Consider the following 18,607-nt stretch of genomic DNA (forward strand, 5'->3'; position numbering starts at 1 on the left):
AGGAAGGACGACAGCGAAACGATAGCGAAACTCCGGGAGCTGGCCGATCGGTATCCAACCGAAGGACAGGACCTTTACTATTCACGTATCCGACACGAGGGACTGAAGTGGAACTACAAACGAATCCGCAGGGTGTATGAACTCCAGACAGTCCCGAAGGGCTGTACTCCGGCAAGCGCCTGATCCGTTGAGAGGGAAGCCCGGAGGGATTTCCTCTCAACGTTTTGCAGCTATACGCAGGCAGGGCATTTTACCACTGAACTTCCTACAAAGAACTGAACTTCAAATTTACCACTTTCCTGTCCTATGAAGCACGAAACCCCTGCTTGCGTATAGGTGATGTTGTGACTTCGTTGTTCTTTTACGTCTGTTTGTTTGTCGGGCATTGGGACAGACACACTCTTTGCAAAGCTTTGGTTGCAGCGTTGGCTTGAGCGGCTTTGTAATGTGTGTGACTGTGAGCGTTGGCTATTTGATATCTATTGCTTTCCATCCCCATTCATTTTTCTTTTTATTGAATGATAGTATTGCTCTTCCATTTACTCCCTGTCCGTCAGTTAGCTTGCTTTCTTCTATAATTTTAGGTTCAATGAAGATGTCCTCTATGAAACCAAAGTTCTGTGGAGAAATTAACTTCAATGTTCCTTTAAAATCCTTTATTGCGTCTGATTTTGTATTTGAGTCAGCTTTCTTTGCAGTCAAAATTTTGTAAAAACCATCTTGCCCGTCACCATTAAATCGGACTTTTAGCAGATCTCCAATTTTTGGTTTATTCAAATTTCCAGAGTAATTGAAGAAGCCATGTTTTCTCTTGTCCTTTACAAAATTCAACATGCTTTTATTTTCATTCACAAATTCAACTACGATTACTTCCTCTGGAATGTCCTGAAACAATATTTCCTCTGCTTTCTTGATGTGACTTGAATATAAATCTAAATTGTCCTTTTTTGATGTGGCTGATTTATACCAATCCTGTTCTGTCCATTGAACTATTTGGTTTGGCAACTTCCATTCGTGTTTCTCTCTTACTGTTATTGCTTTTTGGATTTCCGTTTTTGCTTCATTGTACATTCTCTTTTCGATTAACATTTCAGCAAAAGTCTGTCTTAGCTTTACCAAAAAGTCTTCGGGGGTTTTTAGGCTTAATGCCTTGCAATAACAAGCAAATTGAATTTCTCTATCTTCTGAAAATATTTCTGCCATCAATTCCCAAACCCAAAAGTCGTTTTTTTTCTGTTTTGCGAAAGGTAGAAAAGCGGACAAAACATTTTCATCACTGCCTAATGCCAATAGAAGTTTTGCTTTGAAATAGGGTGGATATTGGTAGTCGGGATGTTTTTCTGTCAAAGAATCAAGTTTTGGCAAGAATAATTGGATCTTTTCCTTGTCAATAGCCCTTTGCTGTCCAAAAGGATCTAAAGGTTCTCCTTCCAAAAGCTTCTTGGAATAAGCAATGTACGCCTGTTCGGCAATAGACATCATCTTTTTGCCATTGAATTCCTCTTTTAAATAGTCTTCGGAACGCAGGTTATCGAAATTCCACCAATCGGCAAAAGTTAGATAGTTGGACCAGTTTTGATAGCCTTTGTGAAAGGCTTTGTAAATAAAGGAATACGCCTCAGATGGCTTGGTGAAATGAAAGTTTCTGATAATTTCAAACAACTCATTGATTTTGCCATAATCAACATGTTCTGTTTTTTGTAATGTAAAAATTAAACTGCCAATTTGCCAAGCACAATTGACAAAGACCATTTTCTCATCTTCCGGTAATTGCAGGTCTTTAATTTTGGTAAGATTATCCTTGAATGCTTCATATAATTCAGGTTGAGCGTTCTTCTTGAGATAATCATAATACACCCATGCAGCAGCCCGCTTGTTCCAAATGTTTTCGGGTTCTGTTTCCAAAGCTTGATTTGCCATTTGCAAAGCTTCTTCAAGCTTACCTGCTTGTCTTAGTTCTTTGATTTCTTTAAATGACATGAGACTCCAGATTTGAAATGATTAAGTTTAGTTTTACATCTTCTTGAGATCCGATTTTTTTGGGTAAAGCAGAAGTAAATTGGTTTTGACCATTATAGTAGAACTGTATGTATGAACATACCGAGTCTGTTATGAAGTAGTAGGTTACATCATATTTCCCCGTTTTTACAACATTCGTCAGGGCGCTATTACTTTCATCACAAGCTTGTAAGACAGAAGAATGTAATTCTTTAAGAAAGGACTCCACAGGATTCCAATCAATCAAGTAATGCCTTTCATAAGGAGCGTTAAAGATTGTCTCTAATTCTGTTGCATCAGGTAATTCAAGTTTACTCGTTGCTTTGAAGGCTTGGGTAAAGTATCCGGCACCATTGTGATGCCAATCCAACTCTATAATCTCGTTTTTTTCGTTATTAATAAGATACCTTTCTAAAAATCCATTTACAGGCGAGAATACATTTTGAATTTTAAAATTTGTGTTCTCCAATTTCTCATAAATTTCCCAGTACTTTAAGCTTTTACATTTGTGTGCATTGCTATTATGAAAAGGAGAATCTTTGACCCCAAGATAAGAAATTGCATTTTTAGGAAAATGACCAATTTGGCCTATAGGACTAAATTTCAGCTGGCTAAAAGTTCCGAAGTTTGGTGCATTCAAACAAATTACTGATTCTCTTGCCCTAGTAGTAGCCGTGTAGCACCATTTTAATGGTTCTGTTTTTAAACTTACTCTACCGCTATAATCAACAAACACTTTATCCCATTCACCACCTTGTGATTTATGACATGTAATGCTATAGCCGTACTTAATTTTAAGAGCATTAAAAAATGGGTCAGACTTTAGAGCGTTTTTAAACTCCTCACTTCCTATTTTATAACTTTGTAGACCTTTTTCTTTTTGTTCTTTTTGCTTCTCATTAAAGCGGATTAAAAAATTAATATACACGGCTTTCATTTCATCTATACTCAGATCCCTATTCACAGAGTTCAGTAAGTCGTAATGTATTAAGCATGAAATATCTTCGGAAAAATGTGGAAGACGAATTTTAATCCATTTGAACCTTAATGTAATAACTACTCTTTCCTTTTTTCCATTTTTATCTATCATTACTGGAGCTGATTGACTTATTGTGGCTGGATTAACTTCAACAACTTGTGCTAAATCTCCATTAAATAATTCAGTGCCATAGGTGTGGTAGTTATTATTGTTGATGAGAATAATATCACCAACCACCAGATCCTTTTGATTAGGAAATAGCTTTTCCCTAATAGCAATATTGTTATGAAAACATTGGCCATTTGAATACGCAATAATTACACCATCGCCAACTTTTGGAGTGGGAAAGGTATCTGCAAAATGCTCAAAAAAATCGTTTGGATTGGATTGGACGAAACTTTCTGAATCGTAAATAAACTTTAATTCATTTCGAGTTTCAGAAAAAATCAAGTTCCTTATTTTTTCTGCATTTTTTAGAATTAAGTTATCGTTTTGTCGAACTACCTCCGATAATTCAGCTGTTTTAGTACTTAAATTAAGGTCGCAGATAAAATAATCAGGGTCAAGTGCAAGGGATTTGTTATCACCTACCGGTGGTAACTGTGCAGGGTCACCAACAAAAATGAGCTTGTTTTTGCTTGTTGAAATTTTAGCATATGTAAGAAGGTCATTGAGTAAAAAACCTGTGCCGAATGTAAATAATTCATGCTTAGATTCTTTGCTAGAAATCATGGACGCTTCGTCAATGATAAGAATGTTTTCGCCTTCACTAATTTGATTGATAGGAAAAACATAATGGTATGATTGTTCTTCCACAAGTTCATTTTCAGCTTCAATGGTATCCAATCTTTCAAAGTTGTAAATGCCACGGTGAATTGTTGTGGCTTCTTTGTTTGTTTTCTCTCTAACGACTTTTGCCGCTCTTCCAGTTGGTGCCATCAATTGGTATTTCTTCTCTAAAGATTGAAGATATTCAACAAAACCTTTGAGCAAAGTGGTTTTACCACTTCCCGCATATCCCTGAAGGATGAATATCCGCTCATCACTTTCTAAAAAAGCATGAAGCTTTTCCAACGCATGGTGTTGGTCATTGGTGAGATTGATATGTTGGAAATGGTCAAATATTTTCATGGCTGCTATTCTTTCATGTAAAGGTTATTTTTATCTGTGCAGTGTATCTGCATTAATCATTTTTCTTTAATTTTTCAAAGAGTTTGGCTAGTTTAGGGTCATCACCAAGAGTGTTAGAGAATTTATTTTTCTGTTTAGGTTTATTTATTTGATTACTAATGTTATTTGGAACATTTTGAGATAATAAAGTCTGTTCAACTTGTGAAATGAAGTCTTCTAAAAAGCCATAAAACTTTAAAAAATACTTTCCTTCGTTTCCTGCTATTGTATCAATTATTTCCTTTTGATTGTCTGTAGGTTTACTTTCTCTGTGATTTTGATTTCTCATTATATAAAGGTCGTATCCCGGTTTATAAATTTTATCAAAATCTATTTGCTTCAGTTCGCTTTTAAAGTAGTAATAAAAAAGTACTGCACGAAACCTATTTACAAATCCCCAACTTTTCTTATTTGGATTATAATCAATTACTGGTTTACCATCTTTATCAAAATATGCATCTTCACTTTTTTCATCCATTTCATAAAATGATGCTTTTGAATTTGGATTGTATTTGGGAGAATTTGGATTCTTTTCAGGATTTACTTTCATTAGTAAGAATGGCACTAAACGTTGATTGCTGTTACGAGTCCAAACTCTTTTTTCTGAATCCCACTCTAAAAATGCAGGTGATTTTCTCTCGATTTGTAGTTTGCTTTTTATCAATTCTGATTCAAATAGAAAATTTACAATAGCTTCGATTTGCTGAAACATGCTTAGGCAAAATCCCTCAAAATCATCTCTTCGCCTTTCATGCTCCATTTTTCTATAGTCTTGAATTAGCTGGTCTTTAATTTCTTGAATAGGGAATGAATTATAGAACTCAGTTGCTTGTTTTTCAATTTTTTGTTCAACACAATATTCATGGATACTTTGAATAACAGAATGTTTTGCTATTTCTTCAATAGGTGATGTTTCACCAATGATTTTCAATATTTCATCAATTAACCATTCATTACCTTCTAATTTTAGAAGGTCTCCAACGATTTGAACAAGTTTTTTAAGTTTATCCCTATCCTTCATTTTTATCTGTTTTTGAACCTATCGTAAAGGTTTATGCCCTCATCAAGCCCTTTATTCAATATAGTGTTTACTACACTTTCTAAGTCAATTTTTTCATTATCCTTTTTATCTTTCATTCCGGTTAACTCATTAAACCTCTCCTTTAATCCCATATAAGTCCCATCCTCAACTCCCTTCACCATTTTCAAAAACTCCAATTTCCCATCAAGTACATTCACCAAATGAGCATTGATATTTTTTACATGTCCTTTATCGGCAATGTAATCTCGTTTAAAAATCTGCTCCGCTTTTTCATAGCCGTACTTTTCCCAATAGTACAGCCACATGCGTATTTGCTTCACATATCTCCTGCGGACATTTACCTTGTCGTTTACAATCAAGCCTGTTGCTTCCTGGCGATACCCGGCTTTTTGCAGACGTGTTTTCTTTGGGTTGATAACCAGTTTCTGATCTTCTTCAATAATTCGCTTTAGCTCCTTGTTGAATTCTTCATCTGTGTAGATGTTATGCGGTGATGAAAAAGTAATGTCGTCTGCATACCTTGTGTAAGTTGCACCAAATCGGTTGGCAAGTCCGGTCAATCTACGGTCAAGCTTTTTGCAAAGAATGTTCGTTAAAGTCGGAGATGTCGGGCTACCCTGTGGAAGCACAGTTTTTACTTCTCCGTCAATTTCGAAGGGATGCGTACAAAGACTTGCTAATAAAAACGCCAAAGGTTCTTTGTCTCCGTTCAGGTTAAAAGGTTCAAACATGAAGCCCATCTTCACTCTGTTTCTGTCGAAAGTGTGAAAGAAATCTTTCAAGTCCATATTCAGCACGTAATGATGCCCAACATGTTTTTTTGCATTATCAACGATGGATTTTTCCAAAACAAAACCTGTAGCTGCTTCATGCGGTTCGTACACGCATTGCAGGACAAAGTTTAACGAGCAAAGAATAGATTTTAACCCTTTAACAGGTGCATGAATTGTTCTATCAGCACCCGATTTTTTCTTGATGATAAAAGTCTGGTAACGCTTCTTGCATAGAACAGGGTTTGCGTAATAGGTCAATGACTTCAATTGAACACGCTTACATTCCTCACCATAAAGCATGTTTTTAGCGTCACTTAATAGTTTCACTAATTCCTCCTTGCTTTGCAGTTCTGCAAATTGCTTCCGTATTTGGTCGATATGTGCCTGTTCAATTTTCATGTCTAAAGTTTTGAAGGACTTTGAAAACACCTGCCGGATACTCTTTTTGTATGAATAATTCAGCTATAGCTAAATTCAATACCTATTCATCACTAATAATTACATCAATAACAACTTCATATTATTGACATTGAAATCAATAAACGCTGTTAACAATGCCTAAGTGACATTCATCCCAACCAGGGGTTGGGAAAAGATGCCGATCATTGTCTCATACCGAAATCTGAGACCAGCACCCACGAATCAATATCTTGTGACAAGTGTTTCAAAGAACTTCTGCAAAAGTATGGTGCTTCTGTGCACTCAATCTGCACGGTAAAAATACAGATAAAAATAAATTTGAAAAGCGTATTTTGTGATTCTGCTCATTTCATTGCTCATTTAGGGAATAAAAGTATCTTTGTGTTGTGCATTCAATCTGCACTTAAAAGTCGTATAGTATGTCCATCAATAAAAATGCACTTATTCGCTATCAGGTCTTAGACCGTTGCTTCCGCAACACGGGCAGGATGTATTTTTGGGACGACCTACTCGAAGAGTGCAACAAGGCATTAATGGATTTTGACCCAAACAGCGAAGGAATACAAAGAAGGCAATTGTTTGACGACATTCGTTTCATGGAAAGTGAAGCTGGTTGGTCTGTCCCACTTGGCAGAATCCGTCATGGTAGAAAGGTTTATTACCGATATGAAGATTTGTCGTTTTCAATCAGCAACCAACCTTTGAATGATTCGGAAGCCGAACAAATAAAGTCAGCTCTTCAAATTTTTTCTCGTTTCTCCGGTACACCTCAGTTTGAGTGGGTCAATGAAATGATTCCAATGCTTGAATCTAAGTTTGGCTTAATTGAGCGTAAAAGTGAAATCATCAGTTTTGAGAGCAATATTGACCTTAAAGGGCTTCATTTTTTAACTCCACTGTTTAATGCTATTGTTAATGAGCGGGTTTTACTTGTCAAATACAAGGACTTTAAAAGTTCAGAACCCTATGAAATCACTTTTCATCCATACTATTTGAAGCAGTACAATAATCGGTGGTTTGTCTTTGGGCTTAATTCCGATAATCAAGTCCCGAATTGGAATCTTGCTTTAGACAGAATTGAGTTTTTGTCAGAAACTGCCCTAAAGTACAAACCATCTGCAACCGATTGGGAAGAGTACTTTTTTGATTTGGTCGGTGTTACTCGTTCTGAAGGTGTCGAGTTGCAGGAGATAGTTTTGAAATTTTCTCCTGAAGTTGCACCTTATGTCATCACAAAGCCTATTCATCCTAGTCAGAAGCACAAGAATGACCCAACTGGTCTTGAAGTAAAAATCAAAGTCATCCCAAATTTTGAGTTGGAAAGATTGATTCTTTCTTTCGGAGAACAAGTCAAGGTTAATTCTCCACAGGATTTCAAAGAACGTATTTTTCAGCGTCTCAAGTCAGCAGGTCATCTTTATTGAGCGTTGGCAAAATTCAAGCTCTTTTGGTTTTTTGTTTAAGCTTTGTGTGTCGGCAAAAACCAAATGTGCTTGAATGTGCAGTCGGCTTTCTACAATGAGGCACAACGGATCAGGCGTTCGGAGCACTATCTGTCAAGCTACGATTAATGTTTATTCGGAGCCGAAAAGTTTCTTTAACCACGACTGCCCCGCTTTTGGCAAGGTGCTGTTATGGGGCGTAATTTTCAGCTCTACGTTTTTTCTTTTTGCAAAGTTTTCAAGTCTACCGAGCCATTCTTTATTTACAGTCGGCTCAGATTCGGTTCTAATTATTTCTCCATTCTTTGTGTGAATCTCGCTTACGCTTGGCTTTGGTGTCAATGCTTCATTATATAGTTTATTCCAAAATATTTCTGCTTTTTCACGTTGTCCATATCGTTCTAAAATTAAAAATTTTCCTATGGGACTTGTAAGTGGTTCATACTTCCACTCAAAGAATTTAAGCCACTTCATAGGGTCTGAATACTTTTCATAAAAAGGAACTGCAAAAGTTTTAAGGTCTTTATTAATTTGTTCTTTTAGTTTAGAAAAGTCAGTTCGCTGGTTCAAGTCATACCATTTGTCGCCTTTGTTCATTAAGTGTCCAAGTCGTAACCTGATTTCGCAGTCATATTCTTTCGGAAACTTTGGAAGTTCTTTTTTGTAGATTTCAGAATATGTTTCTTTGTCAATAAGGCCAAGATTAAAAATAAAAGCCTTGTCGTCTTTAGAGTTCCACTGGCTTTGCTGAACATTGAAAGCTTGTCCGATACCGTTTATTTCTCTGTAGAAATTATTTCCGTTTTTCTTAAAGTCAAGTCCTTGGAAAATAGGTGCGACTACTTCCTTTACTAAAGTTTCAAATTCTATTTTAAAGTCTCTGTCTGTCATTTCTTATTATGCCCCATAACGGATCGGGTCGGCGGCTTGGCGATGTGGCGGATATTTAGCACAAAAGTTGAATAGAATTACTGCTGTTGAATCTTGCACAAATGTTTCATAGAAGCACTTCAGCCGCCATATTGCCAAACCGATGTTACCAGCTGGCATTTCTGTTTGTCCGTTATGGTTTAAGGAAATCGAACGCTTTAAATAGCTCATTATCTGCTGGTTGTTTTAGTTCTGCTTCTTTGTCAAAATGATATGAAACCCAACGAACGTCTTTACTTTCTATACTTGTATAAAAGTAAATTGCGTCTGATGCTTCTATAAATTTAATAAAAGGAAGCAACTCCAAAGGTCTTGTCTGTTGTGAGTTACTTAAATAAAGTTTCTTTCTGTCAAGTGGAATTAAACTCTTGATTGTTATTTCATTAAAAGGTGTTCTTGCTCCAATTAATTCTTTTGCGTTGAAAGTGAAAATTCCGTCTTCAAAACTGCTTGTTGTCGGTGAAAGCATTCTTGTGTCCTCAAAAGCATCAGCAATGTATTTTCTAAATTCGTTTAGTTGTTGCTCAAGTGTTAGAACTCTTTGGTTGTTTTCTTCTTCACTTGTTATTCCTCCGTGTCCTTTCCATTTATTGCGAAGATTTGCAACCTCAAATAGAACATTTACAATTCCCTTACTTGTAATCATTGATAGAAAAGCTTCACTCGGATTTCCAAAAAGATTTTTACAATATTCTTTTTTATCATTCTCTGTCAAGTATGTTCTGATTGCTTTTGAAAGATTTGAAGTTAGGTTATTCCAATTTCCAAAAGTTGCTCTTAAATACCAATTTTGAAATTTTTCGTCCTTTCCAATCCATTTATGACTTTCTTTTTTATAAAATTCTTTGTCTTGAACCAAAGCACTTAACATCAGCATTGATAGGAATTCGGAAAATGCTTCAAAAAAGTGAAATAGGTGTTCAATTTTTTTACTGTTGTCTTTGGTTGCATAATAACGCCAAAGAATGGAAGAAATTGGAAAAGGTAATTTGTCAATCCAATTTTCTAATTTTTCTTCTTGATTTATTGTTTTTAGTTCTTTTGCTATTGATTTGTAGCTTTTAGGTTGTTTCCAAAGATTTCTTTTTAGTTCGTCAAGTCTAAATGAAAACTGCTGGATTTTGTTGTCAACTTCTATTAAATCCGCTTGTGTTGCCAAATCGGGTAAAAAAAATATACATTTTGAAAGTTGCGATTTTGAAATTTGTGGTATGACAGCTCCTGCTTCTAAGCTCTCTCTTAACTTTTTCCCAACTGGTGTATTGAAATAGTTGGCAACGTAAATTGAATTAGCTTTTGTTTCGTCAAGCTGAATTTGATAATAGTTTTTAGGTTTTATTTTCAGTTCAGACAAACTTGCAACAACTGGACTATTTCCCACTTTTGGTAAATAGATCGAATTTGCCAAATGTTCAACATCTTCGGAATTATCGGCTTTAAGTGTATTAATTGAAACAGAAATGTCAGTTAAAAGAATTGGCGGATAGCCAATTCTTTTAACCAATTCTTGCATTTCTTTTTCAGAAACCAATGCGTTTAAGGATTTGAATTCTGGTAAATCTATTAAAGTACCAAGTTGAACCGCTTTGCCTTCTTTTTGTGATTTGAAATTTTGTAAAATAGTTTTGTTAGTTGTTTCATCTTGTGAAATTTCGGCAACAAATGTTTTTTCTTTTGAGTTTTTAGAAACAAGAATTAAGTTTGAAGAAATATTTGTCATTGGTGCAAACGCACCAGAAGGAATAGCAAAAACTGCTTCAACAAAAAGACCTTCTTTTTTTAATGCTTCTTTTCCTTTGTCGTCCATTAGGAAAGAATTAGAAACAAGGAAAATCATTTTTCCAGTATTTTCAATTTTCTCTCCACATTTCAAAAGTAATGTTGTCGCAAAATCAAATGGACTTTTTGTTCCATTGATGCTTTGTGTCCGCATTCCAAAAGGTGGAAAAGAAAGAATTAAATCAAATTTGTCGTTTGATTGTGAAAGTTGATTTAATGTGTCGCCAAGTATGAAGTTTTTGCTTTCGTCTTTAAACAAAGTTTTAATTGCTTCAAATTCAGATTGATTTATACAAGTACCATTTAGATTGTCGGCTTGAATATAAAACAACGGTGAAGATAATGTCAACCAAGGGTCAAAGACAGATTTATGGTTATCTTCTTTTATTAGTTCTTCTATGAACTTAAAAACATAGTTCGGTGCTGTAATTGAATAAGAGTTTGTCAATAAAGCAAGTAATTCTTTGTCTTGAAAAATGCTGTCAAGTTTTTCCGTTCCAAATGTCGTTCCGATGAGTTCTAATAATTTGGTGTCACGAAAACCTATAAAATTTCGCTCAGTCCGAAGTTTGTCAAGGTTACTCCAAATTTTATTTTTTATGTCCTGTTGTTCCATTGGTGTCGTGTCGTTTTATGCTTGCTGGTAACGGATCAGGCGCTTGGCGTCAGTGGCGGAAATTGAAGCGAAAAATTTCAATTTAGCGACACAGTAAGCAAAAGCCAATTCATTGAATAAATTTATAAAAAAAGTCAATGAAATTGGCTTTTTGCGACATAGAAAGCCGAAACTTTCATTAATCACTTAGCCCGCCATTGCGCCAAACCCATGTTGTGTGAAGGCCATTTTACTCTATTCTTTCATAAGGATAAACATTCTTGAAATTAGCATGAAGATAAGTTCCTTGAGAAGGAGCTTCTAATAAATTTTGAAATTCGTGTGCTGGAACTCCCCTGTAAACATAAAGACTATTGTTAAGAAATCTAACATAAACTTCTTGATTTTCATCATTGTAACCTATACTTGCAATGTTTGAAGAGCTAACTGTTATCATTTCAGGTAAATTCATAATTTATAATTTTTATTACGCCAAGATTTAATTAAATTTTTATACTCATTCTCTGGGTTTTCTATTTTCTCAACCCATTTTTCCGATGGTTTTGGATCAGAACTTTTCGGTGCATTAGTCGTTTTAAAGAATTTCACACGAGAAGGAATTTTAACAGCTTCACCAGATATTAAAGCTTCACCAGTACGCAAACTTGGTAATAAATCTACCATGCTTTGTAATTCATCTTGTACCGCAGAACGAATATGACCTCTATCTTTAGAATTATTCATTCGTAATGCAATCATGGTTCCACACTGACTTAAAACTGTTTCATCTAGTTCTGAGGGTCTTTGAGTTACAAGTAATAGGCCTACACCATATTTTCTTCCTTCTTTGGCAATCATTTGAACTGTTCTAGAAGAAATAGAATGTTCACCAGCCTTTAAATAGCTATGCGCTTCCTCTAAGACGATGAGTAAAGGTTGATTTTTCCCTCCAACTTTTGTATTAACACCCCAAAATAATCCGTCGTATATAATTTTTAAAAGTGTTCCAGAAATTGATGACATTATTTCACTTGGTATACCAGATAAGTCTAATATTGTAATTGGTAAATTATTACCTAACCAATTGATAAACATAGAGTCTAAGTCTACTGTGATTATTCCATTAATATCTGGATTAAGTTTTCCAGGTGAAAACAAGAAACTATAACTACTGTCATTTAATTTGTTTCTCATACTATCCAAAAAACTTAATAATCCTTTTGCTTTTTGATTTAAAAAAGGGGCTGTATTGCCCATACCAGCTGGCGTATATTCATTAGCAATTAGATTATCTGGATTTCCAATAACAATTAAGGGACTTAATGTAGTTCTAGCTGCATCCGAAAAAGTTTGCTTTTCGAAATCTATTAAATCAAACCATAGTTTCCTTATACTAAATGGAATAGGAGAATCGGCAGTAATCGATTCTTTAGAAACTGTAATATTATTAACTATTGCACTTCTTATTTTAGCGTCTACAACTTTTTCTCTAATGTATTCTTTATTTTGGTCTGTTATATTTCCTGAAAATATATTAATTAACTCATTAAAAGATAAAGCCCAAAAAGGAATATGAAGTTTATTTTCATCTTTGTCAGCATTTATCTCAATAACTTTAGAATATTGAGATAGAGCGTCATTGTACTCACCATGTGGATCAATTACAATAATTCTTGAACTTTTAAAGTTTCTACTTGCAATAGATTGTAGTAAAACTGAAACAGAATTTGATTTCCCACTACCGGTTGAACCAACAATTGCGCAATGTCTAGAAATAAGCTTATCTAAATCTATTTTAGCATCTAAACTTTCTGAAACACTAATATTACCAACATTTATAGAATTGTTTTCTTCATATCCGCCATAAATTATGTTTAAGTCATTAATAGTTACTAAATGAACTTTATCACCAGTTGTTGGATATTGAGTAACACCTCGTTCGAATTTATGTCCTACTTGTTCTCCTGCTAAAACAATGTTTATCCATTGTGTGTTCTTTAGATGTTCATAGTCTTTTGCTACAGCTTCTCTTAAACTTTCAGGTATTGCTGCTGAGCCAATTTGAGTAACTATGCCATATAAATTAGCATATCCTAATGGAATTCTTACAAAAGAGCCTATTTGACCAACTCTGTAAACAACTCCATCAATAATTGGCATATTAGATTTAATATTATCTAATAGTTTTACTGAAATACTATTTCCACTTATGCTGTCTATCTCTCCAATTTCTGTTATTTTATTTCTTGACATTTTCTCCTAATTTTTTAATTTCATTATCATTAATCATAGAGTTTAAAAAATTAACAAGACTACCAAAATCAGGTAAGTGGAATTCTCCTTTTCCTGTCCAAGTATCTTCTTCATTTTTGTCAAGTTCATAATACAATTTCGTACTATTATCAACATTCATTTGATTTTTAATTCTCCATTCTCCAAAATTATTTCCTATAATCGCGTTTCTTGAAGTATAAAATGAAATTTTAGAGTTATCAAATCCTATTTTTGACACTTTCGAATCGGCATCAATTTGATCATATTTATCGAAAATCAGACCTATGACATGTGATGTGGTATTCGTTTTTAAAGCGGAAATTATTCGTGAATTAATGTGTTCATCACCCCAAGAATAGCCACATGTTATTAATATAGAATCATCCTGTTTTAGAAAGTTAGATAATCTATCTAATAAACTTTCATAAGGTTGTTTTTTTGAATCTTTGTATTTTAAAGTAGAAGGATAGATTAATATATCCTCATCATCAGGACTAACTCTTAGAATTTTTTCAGTATCCTTATCGAAATGCCAACCTAAAGAACCATGTATTTTCCATAACTTTGTTTGCTTCGGGAGAAATCTAAAATCCTCAACTGACTCAGGATTAAAGAAAGCTCTCAAGCTTCCACAAAATCCATCATAATACGGTACTTCTTTGTGCTCTAGCCCGAGTTCAAAAAGGAAATCATAATTAGTGGTAAAAATTTCTATTGGATATTTTCTTTCTGCTTTCCCAATCCAGTTTGCAAAGTCTGTTTGTACTAATTCTGCTACTACTTCTTTTTTTACAATTTGAAGGGGATCATTATCTGCATTTCTTACATGGTGAACACTAACTTTATCTCTTACGCCCTTTTTTACTTCACATATGAGTTTAGCAAAACCTTCTTTGTCAAGCGAATTAAGGACTCCTTTACCAATAAATGAATATTTTAGCTCAAGGTTCGAAAGGATAGTTTCAATATTAAAATTGCTTTCTCCAAGCTCATCTTTAATTTCTTTTAAAGCCGTTTCAAAATCTTTACTTATTTTAATTACTTCTTCAACAATTTCAGAGGTCATCTTTCCAATTGCTGGAACTGTTAGTGATTTTTCATTTTTGTACGCTAATGAACTTCCTGCACCAAAAAGGAAACCTATTTTCTTTTTATCTGAAATTAGTATTTGCTGAATACCTCTGATGTATTCGGATGGGTCATGTTGAATCATATTTCTTATGGTTAATGATAGTCTTAATGGCTTTCACACAACGGATCAGGCGCTTGGCGCACGTGTTGGAGCATTGCTCCAAGCGCGTGTTAGAGGACAGTCCCGAAGGGCTGTACTCCGGCAAGCGCCTGATCCGTTGAGAGGGAAGCCCGGAGGGATTTCCTCTCAACAACGGTTTGGCGCTTGGCGCAGTGGCGGATTTCGGAGCACAAAACTGTCAATAAACCACAAAAGTTGACGCGAGAAAGAATGTTCAATTAACCACTTCACCCGCCATTGAGCCAAACGTCTGTTACCTGCTGGCATTCTTTAAATTATTTTCAAGTCTTTGAATACTTTTTTGGTAATTTCTTTTCTGCAACTACCGAAATCTGGCCTGTTCATTTTTCTGTCTTGTAAAAGTCTTGTTGCAAAAATATAAGTCCCATTTTTGGTCTCAATGTACCCTGTCCACCAACCTGTATTGATGTTATTTTCTCTTGTCCACCCTGTTTTACCCCTTGTAATATAATCTTCATTTTGTTCCGTTATCATTACGTTTTTAACAATGTCAATATTCCGCTTGGAAAAGGGTAATTTTTCTTCATATAAAGATTTTAAAAATTCAACCTGATTCTTAGGGGAAATTGCAAAGTCTCCAAAATTCCAAAAATCGGCTTCTGTTTGGGTCAAATTATTGTTTCCATACTTGCTCTCTGTGAGGTATTTTTTATAAGTATCTTTTCCCATTTTCTTTGCAAGTTCAACAAAAACCCAACCTGCTGATAATTCAAAGGCTTCTTTGACTGACATATCGTGATAAATCTCAGGTCTATAACCATATTTAACCGTATCTGTACTACCGACCCATTTTACTATTTCGTTTTCATCTTTTATAGTATTAGTTTCAAGGGCAATCAATAAATTAATAATCTTGAATGTAGACGCAGGAAGCGTTTCGATTACTAGTCCAACTGTGTCTGATACAATCCATTTTTGACTTTCTATATCATAAATAGCAATTGAGCCTTCAACTCCACAACTGTCAAAGTAACTTTGGAAGTCGTCCCGTACAGTCATTTCAGTTTTAACCGAAATATTTGATTTTTCGTCTGCTTGTTTGTTTGACGAACAGCCATAAATTAGAGATAGTGTGGTAATAAAAAAAAATAGATTTATTGATTTCATTAGTTTCTTGGTTTGTTTTTTATGCTTGCTGGTAACGGGAAACGCATTGGCGAAGTGGCGGATAAATTGAACCGAAAGTTCAATTTAGCAGTGACGTAGCCGATGTGTTTCCACAGAAGCTAAATTATTAAAAAAAAGCTGAATGTGGGACACATTCGGCGGAATAAAAAGCACAAAAGTTGAATTTTGAACTTAACCCGCCATTTTGCCAATGCGATGTTATGTGTAGTTTTTTAGTATCTTTGTCAGATGAAATTATCAGATTAGCAAATTTACTTTACGCAACGTATAGGAAGAGAATAGTTTAGTATTATTCTTCGTTTCCTTATTGTCTCTTATTGTAAATTAAATATGTTAAATAATGAAAAATTACTTCGAAAGTCCTTTTAAAGGAAAAATAATCAAAGACCACATAACTAATCCCAATATAATTTCGGGTAAATATTCTTATTATTCTGGTTATTATCACGGTCATTCATTTGACGATTGTGCTCGTTATCTGTTTCCGGACAGGAATGATGTCGATAAACTAATTATCGGTTCTTATTGTTCAATAGGGAGCGGTGCAAGTTTCATAATGGCAGGTAATCAAGGTCATAAATATGATTGGATTTCCAGTTTTCCATTTTTTTATATGTCTGAATTTGATGTTTTCAGTAAAAGCCAAGATGGATTTCAAAAAGCAGGAGATACAGTTGTTGGGAATGATGTTTGGATTGGTAGTGAAGCTATGATAATGCCAGGAGTTCAGATAGGAGATGGAGCTGTTATTGGCAGTCGTGCTTTGGTTACAAAAGATGTTGAACCTTATTCAATTGTAGGGGGAAATCCAGCCAAATTGATAAAAAAGAGATTTAGTGATGATGACATCCAAAAATTGCAGGAAATGAAATGGTGGGAATGGGATGAAGAAACCCTTTTTGAAGCAATGCCAATTCTTTGTTCAAATAAAATCGATTTGTTGTACAAGTTTTTTAGAAAAATGAAATGATAAAAAGAAGGTTCCGAAATTCGGAGCCTTTTTGTTTTAACTGCGTTTGCGGCTAAAATTACACATAATGGCTCGGCGAATTGGCGAAGTAGCGAAGCTGTATCGAAGATACAAAAGCGGAGCTATTTAGCCAAGTCGCTTGTTGTAAGCAGTCCGCGAAGCGGCGGCTTACGGCAAGCGACGTAAGTCGCCGAGCCATTGTTAGCAAGGAGCGCAGCGGATTGCTAACAACGGGAAACGCATTGGCGAAGTGGCGGATAAATTGGACAAAAAGTTCAATTTAGCGAGAACGTAGCCGATGTGTTTCCACAGAGCTAACTTACAAATAAAAAGCGAATGTGGAACACATTCGGCGGAATAAAATGCAGAAACTTTCAATTTAGCACTTAACCTGCCATTTTGCCAATGCGATGTTATGTGAAGGAATTTTTAGTATCTTTGTATTCAAATAATTCACATTTTATGTATTTCAGCAAGCCTTGGTAATTAAAAATTAAAGTAAATTATTAAATCGTCTTTTTGAGACGGTTGCTATTTGGTACGTTAATTTTTAATTTAAAATAAGGTAATAATGAAAAATATAAAACCCTTAACTTTTCCGTTTAATTCGGAAAATAATACATCCATAAAACAAAGTCTTTTTCGATTTCGAGAATATTTTGATTCTTCTACAATTGTTGGTTTAGGCGAAAACGCACATTTCATAAAAGAGTTTTTTACATTCAGGCATCAAGTTATTGAGTTTTTAGTAACTGAATGTGATTTTGACACCTTGGCATTTGAGTTTGGTTTTTCTGAAGGATTAGAAGTTGATAAGTGGATAAAATCACAAATTCCATTCGACGATTTGGATAAGTTACTGTCACACTTTTATTATCCAAATGAGTTTAAAGATACTTTGCTATGGCTTCGTCGGTATAATCAAGACAATAATAATCAAATTACCTTTTTAGGTGTGGATATTCCTAAAAATGGAGGTTCTTATTTTCCAAACTTTCGTATTGTATCTGATTATTTGCAAAGACTTTCAATCGTTTCTTCTGATGTCTTACAGAAGATTTTAAATCTTGCTGAGAAATTTGATTTCTATTCGACTTCTCAGCTTGCGTTAAATTTATCGCTTTTTGATGAAGCTGAACATAATGAATTAAAAGCATTGCTATTAAAAGTTTACATTCGTTTGATTACTCTTCAACCAAAATTAGAAAGTTTAGAATTTCAATCGATAGTTCATCAAGTTAAAGGCTTGATTTATATGAATTATAATGCTGATGCTATGGAAAGTTTCATTACTGAAAGGGGAATTGAAGGAGATATGGGAGCAAAAGACCAGTATATGGCAGAAAGCATTGATTGGTTTTTGAAAAATTCACTTGGTAAAAAGATTATTTTGGTTGCCCACAATGCTCACATTCAAAAAACTCCGGTAGATTTTGATGGATTTATTAGTTGTTATCCAATGGGGCAAAGACTTTCGATGACTTTTGGAGAAAAATATAAAGCATTTGCAATAACTAATCTACGTGGAGAAACTGCGGCATTGTATCCTGATAATGATTATCAATTTGGCTTTAGGGTTGATAAATTTCCACTTGATTTTCCAGAGTCGGATTCTGTTGAATTTATTATGCAAGAATTTGGAGGAAAAGAATGCTGTTTACTAATGAACAGAAGTACGGAATTAAAAAATTGTAATAAGATTCGATTTGATTCGATGTGCCTAAAAACTGAAATAGAAGAAGCTTTTGACGGAATTTTTCTAATAGAAAAATCAACTGTTTCAGAAGTAGTGGATTGAGAATTTATAAATTTAATTTCGAAACGGCACTTTCTT

Annotated in this window: 13 protein-coding genes; 3 read left to right on the forward strand and 10 right to left on the reverse strand. The window is 34.5% G+C overall.

Features of this window, described 5'->3' with window-relative positions; genetic code table 11:
* Nucleotides 1–468 precede the first annotated feature (468 nt).
* From PZ892_RS07335 to PZ892_RS07350, 4 genes are read right to left on the reverse strand one after another with little or no spacing between them, the layout of a single operon-like run.
* A complete protein-coding gene (locus tag PZ892_RS07335; protein ID WP_277712615.1) occupies nt 469–1,980 on the reverse strand; it encodes a hypothetical protein in 1,512 nt (503 codons plus the stop codon).
* A complete protein-coding gene (locus PZ892_RS07340; RefSeq protein ID WP_277712616.1) occupies nt 1,970–4,108 on the reverse strand; it encodes an AAA family ATPase in 2,139 nt (712 codons plus the stop codon). The genes PZ892_RS07335 and PZ892_RS07340 overlap by 11 nt, the downstream gene beginning before the upstream one ends.
* A gap of 52 nt (nt 4,109–4,160) precedes the next feature.
* Nucleotides 4,161–5,168 (reverse strand): hypothetical protein, encoded by a 1,008-nt coding sequence (locus tag PZ892_RS07345; protein WP_277712617.1) that lies wholly within the window; start codon nt 5,166–5,168, stop codon nt 4,161–4,163.
* A gap of 2 nt (nt 5,169–5,170) precedes the next feature.
* Nucleotides 5,171–6,361 carry a reverse transcriptase family protein gene (locus PZ892_RS07350; RefSeq protein WP_277712618.1) on the reverse strand — a complete coding sequence of 397 codons (1,191 nt, stop codon included), beginning with the start codon at nt 6,359–6,361 and terminating at the stop codon, nt 5,171–5,173.
* A gap of 440 nt (nt 6,362–6,801) precedes the next feature.
* On the opposite strand from PZ892_RS07350, the gene PZ892_RS07355 reads away from it, so the two are divergent.
* Nucleotides 6,802–7,806: a WYL domain-containing protein gene (locus PZ892_RS07355; RefSeq protein WP_277712619.1), complete on the forward strand. Its 1,005-nt coding sequence runs from the start codon at nt 6,802–6,804 to the stop codon at nt 7,804–7,806.
* Nucleotides 7,807–7,956: 150 nt separating this feature from the next.
* Here the strand turns inward: PZ892_RS07355 and PZ892_RS07360 are convergent, their stop codons facing one another.
* From PZ892_RS07360 to PZ892_RS07385, 6 genes are all read right to left on the reverse strand, one after another.
* Entirely contained in the window at nt 7,957–8,715 is a 759-nt protein-coding gene (locus PZ892_RS07360) for a DUF4304 domain-containing protein (protein WP_277712620.1), read from the reverse strand.
* Between the two features lie 172 nt (nt 8,716–8,887).
* A complete protein-coding gene (locus PZ892_RS07365) occupies nt 8,888–11,149 on the reverse strand; it encodes an N-6 DNA methylase (RefSeq protein ID WP_277712621.1) in 2,262 nt (753 codons plus the stop codon).
* 229 nt (nt 11,150–11,378) lie between these two features.
* A complete protein-coding gene (locus tag PZ892_RS07370) occupies nt 11,379–11,600 on the reverse strand; it encodes a KTSC domain-containing protein (RefSeq protein WP_277712622.1) in 222 nt (73 codons plus the stop codon).
* The gene (locus tag PZ892_RS07375) at nt 11,597–13,381 is read right to left on the reverse strand and encodes an ATP-binding protein (protein WP_277712623.1); all 1,785 of its coding nucleotides are present in this window, start codon (nt 13,379–13,381) and stop codon (nt 11,597–11,599) included. The genes PZ892_RS07370 and PZ892_RS07375 overlap by 4 nt, the downstream gene beginning before the upstream one ends.
* The gene (locus PZ892_RS07380) at nt 13,368–14,615 is read right to left on the reverse strand and encodes an SIR2 family protein (protein WP_277712624.1); all 1,248 of its coding nucleotides are present in this window, start codon (nt 14,613–14,615) and stop codon (nt 13,368–13,370) included. The genes PZ892_RS07375 and PZ892_RS07380 overlap by 14 nt, the downstream gene beginning before the upstream one ends.
* Nucleotides 14,616–14,924: 309 nt before the next feature.
* Nucleotides 14,925–15,782 (reverse strand): penicillin-binding transpeptidase domain-containing protein, encoded by an 858-nt coding sequence (locus PZ892_RS07385; protein ID WP_277712625.1) that lies wholly within the window; start codon nt 15,780–15,782, stop codon nt 14,925–14,927.
* Nucleotides 15,783–16,143: 361 nt separating this feature from the next.
* Between PZ892_RS07385 and catB the strand changes: the two genes are divergently transcribed.
* Together catB and ere(D) are read left to right on the forward strand one after the other, a co-directional pair.
* Nucleotides 16,144–16,773: a type B chloramphenicol O-acetyltransferase gene (gene catB / locus PZ892_RS07390; RefSeq protein ID WP_010256763.1), complete on the forward strand. Its 630-nt coding sequence runs from the start codon at nt 16,144–16,146 to the stop codon at nt 16,771–16,773.
* Nucleotides 16,774–17,344: 571 nt separating this feature from the next.
* On the forward strand, nt 17,345–18,571 hold the full coding sequence (gene ere(D) / locus PZ892_RS07395) for an EreD family erythromycin esterase (protein WP_009040233.1): 1,227 nt from the start codon (nt 17,345–17,347) through the stop codon (nt 18,569–18,571).
* Nucleotides 18,572–18,607 lie beyond the last annotated feature (36 nt).

The organism is Sphingobacterium sp. WM (genome assembly GCF_029542465.1).
Classification (GTDB): Bacteria; Bacteroidota; Bacteroidia; order Sphingobacteriales; family Sphingobacteriaceae; genus Sphingobacterium; species Sphingobacterium cellulitidis.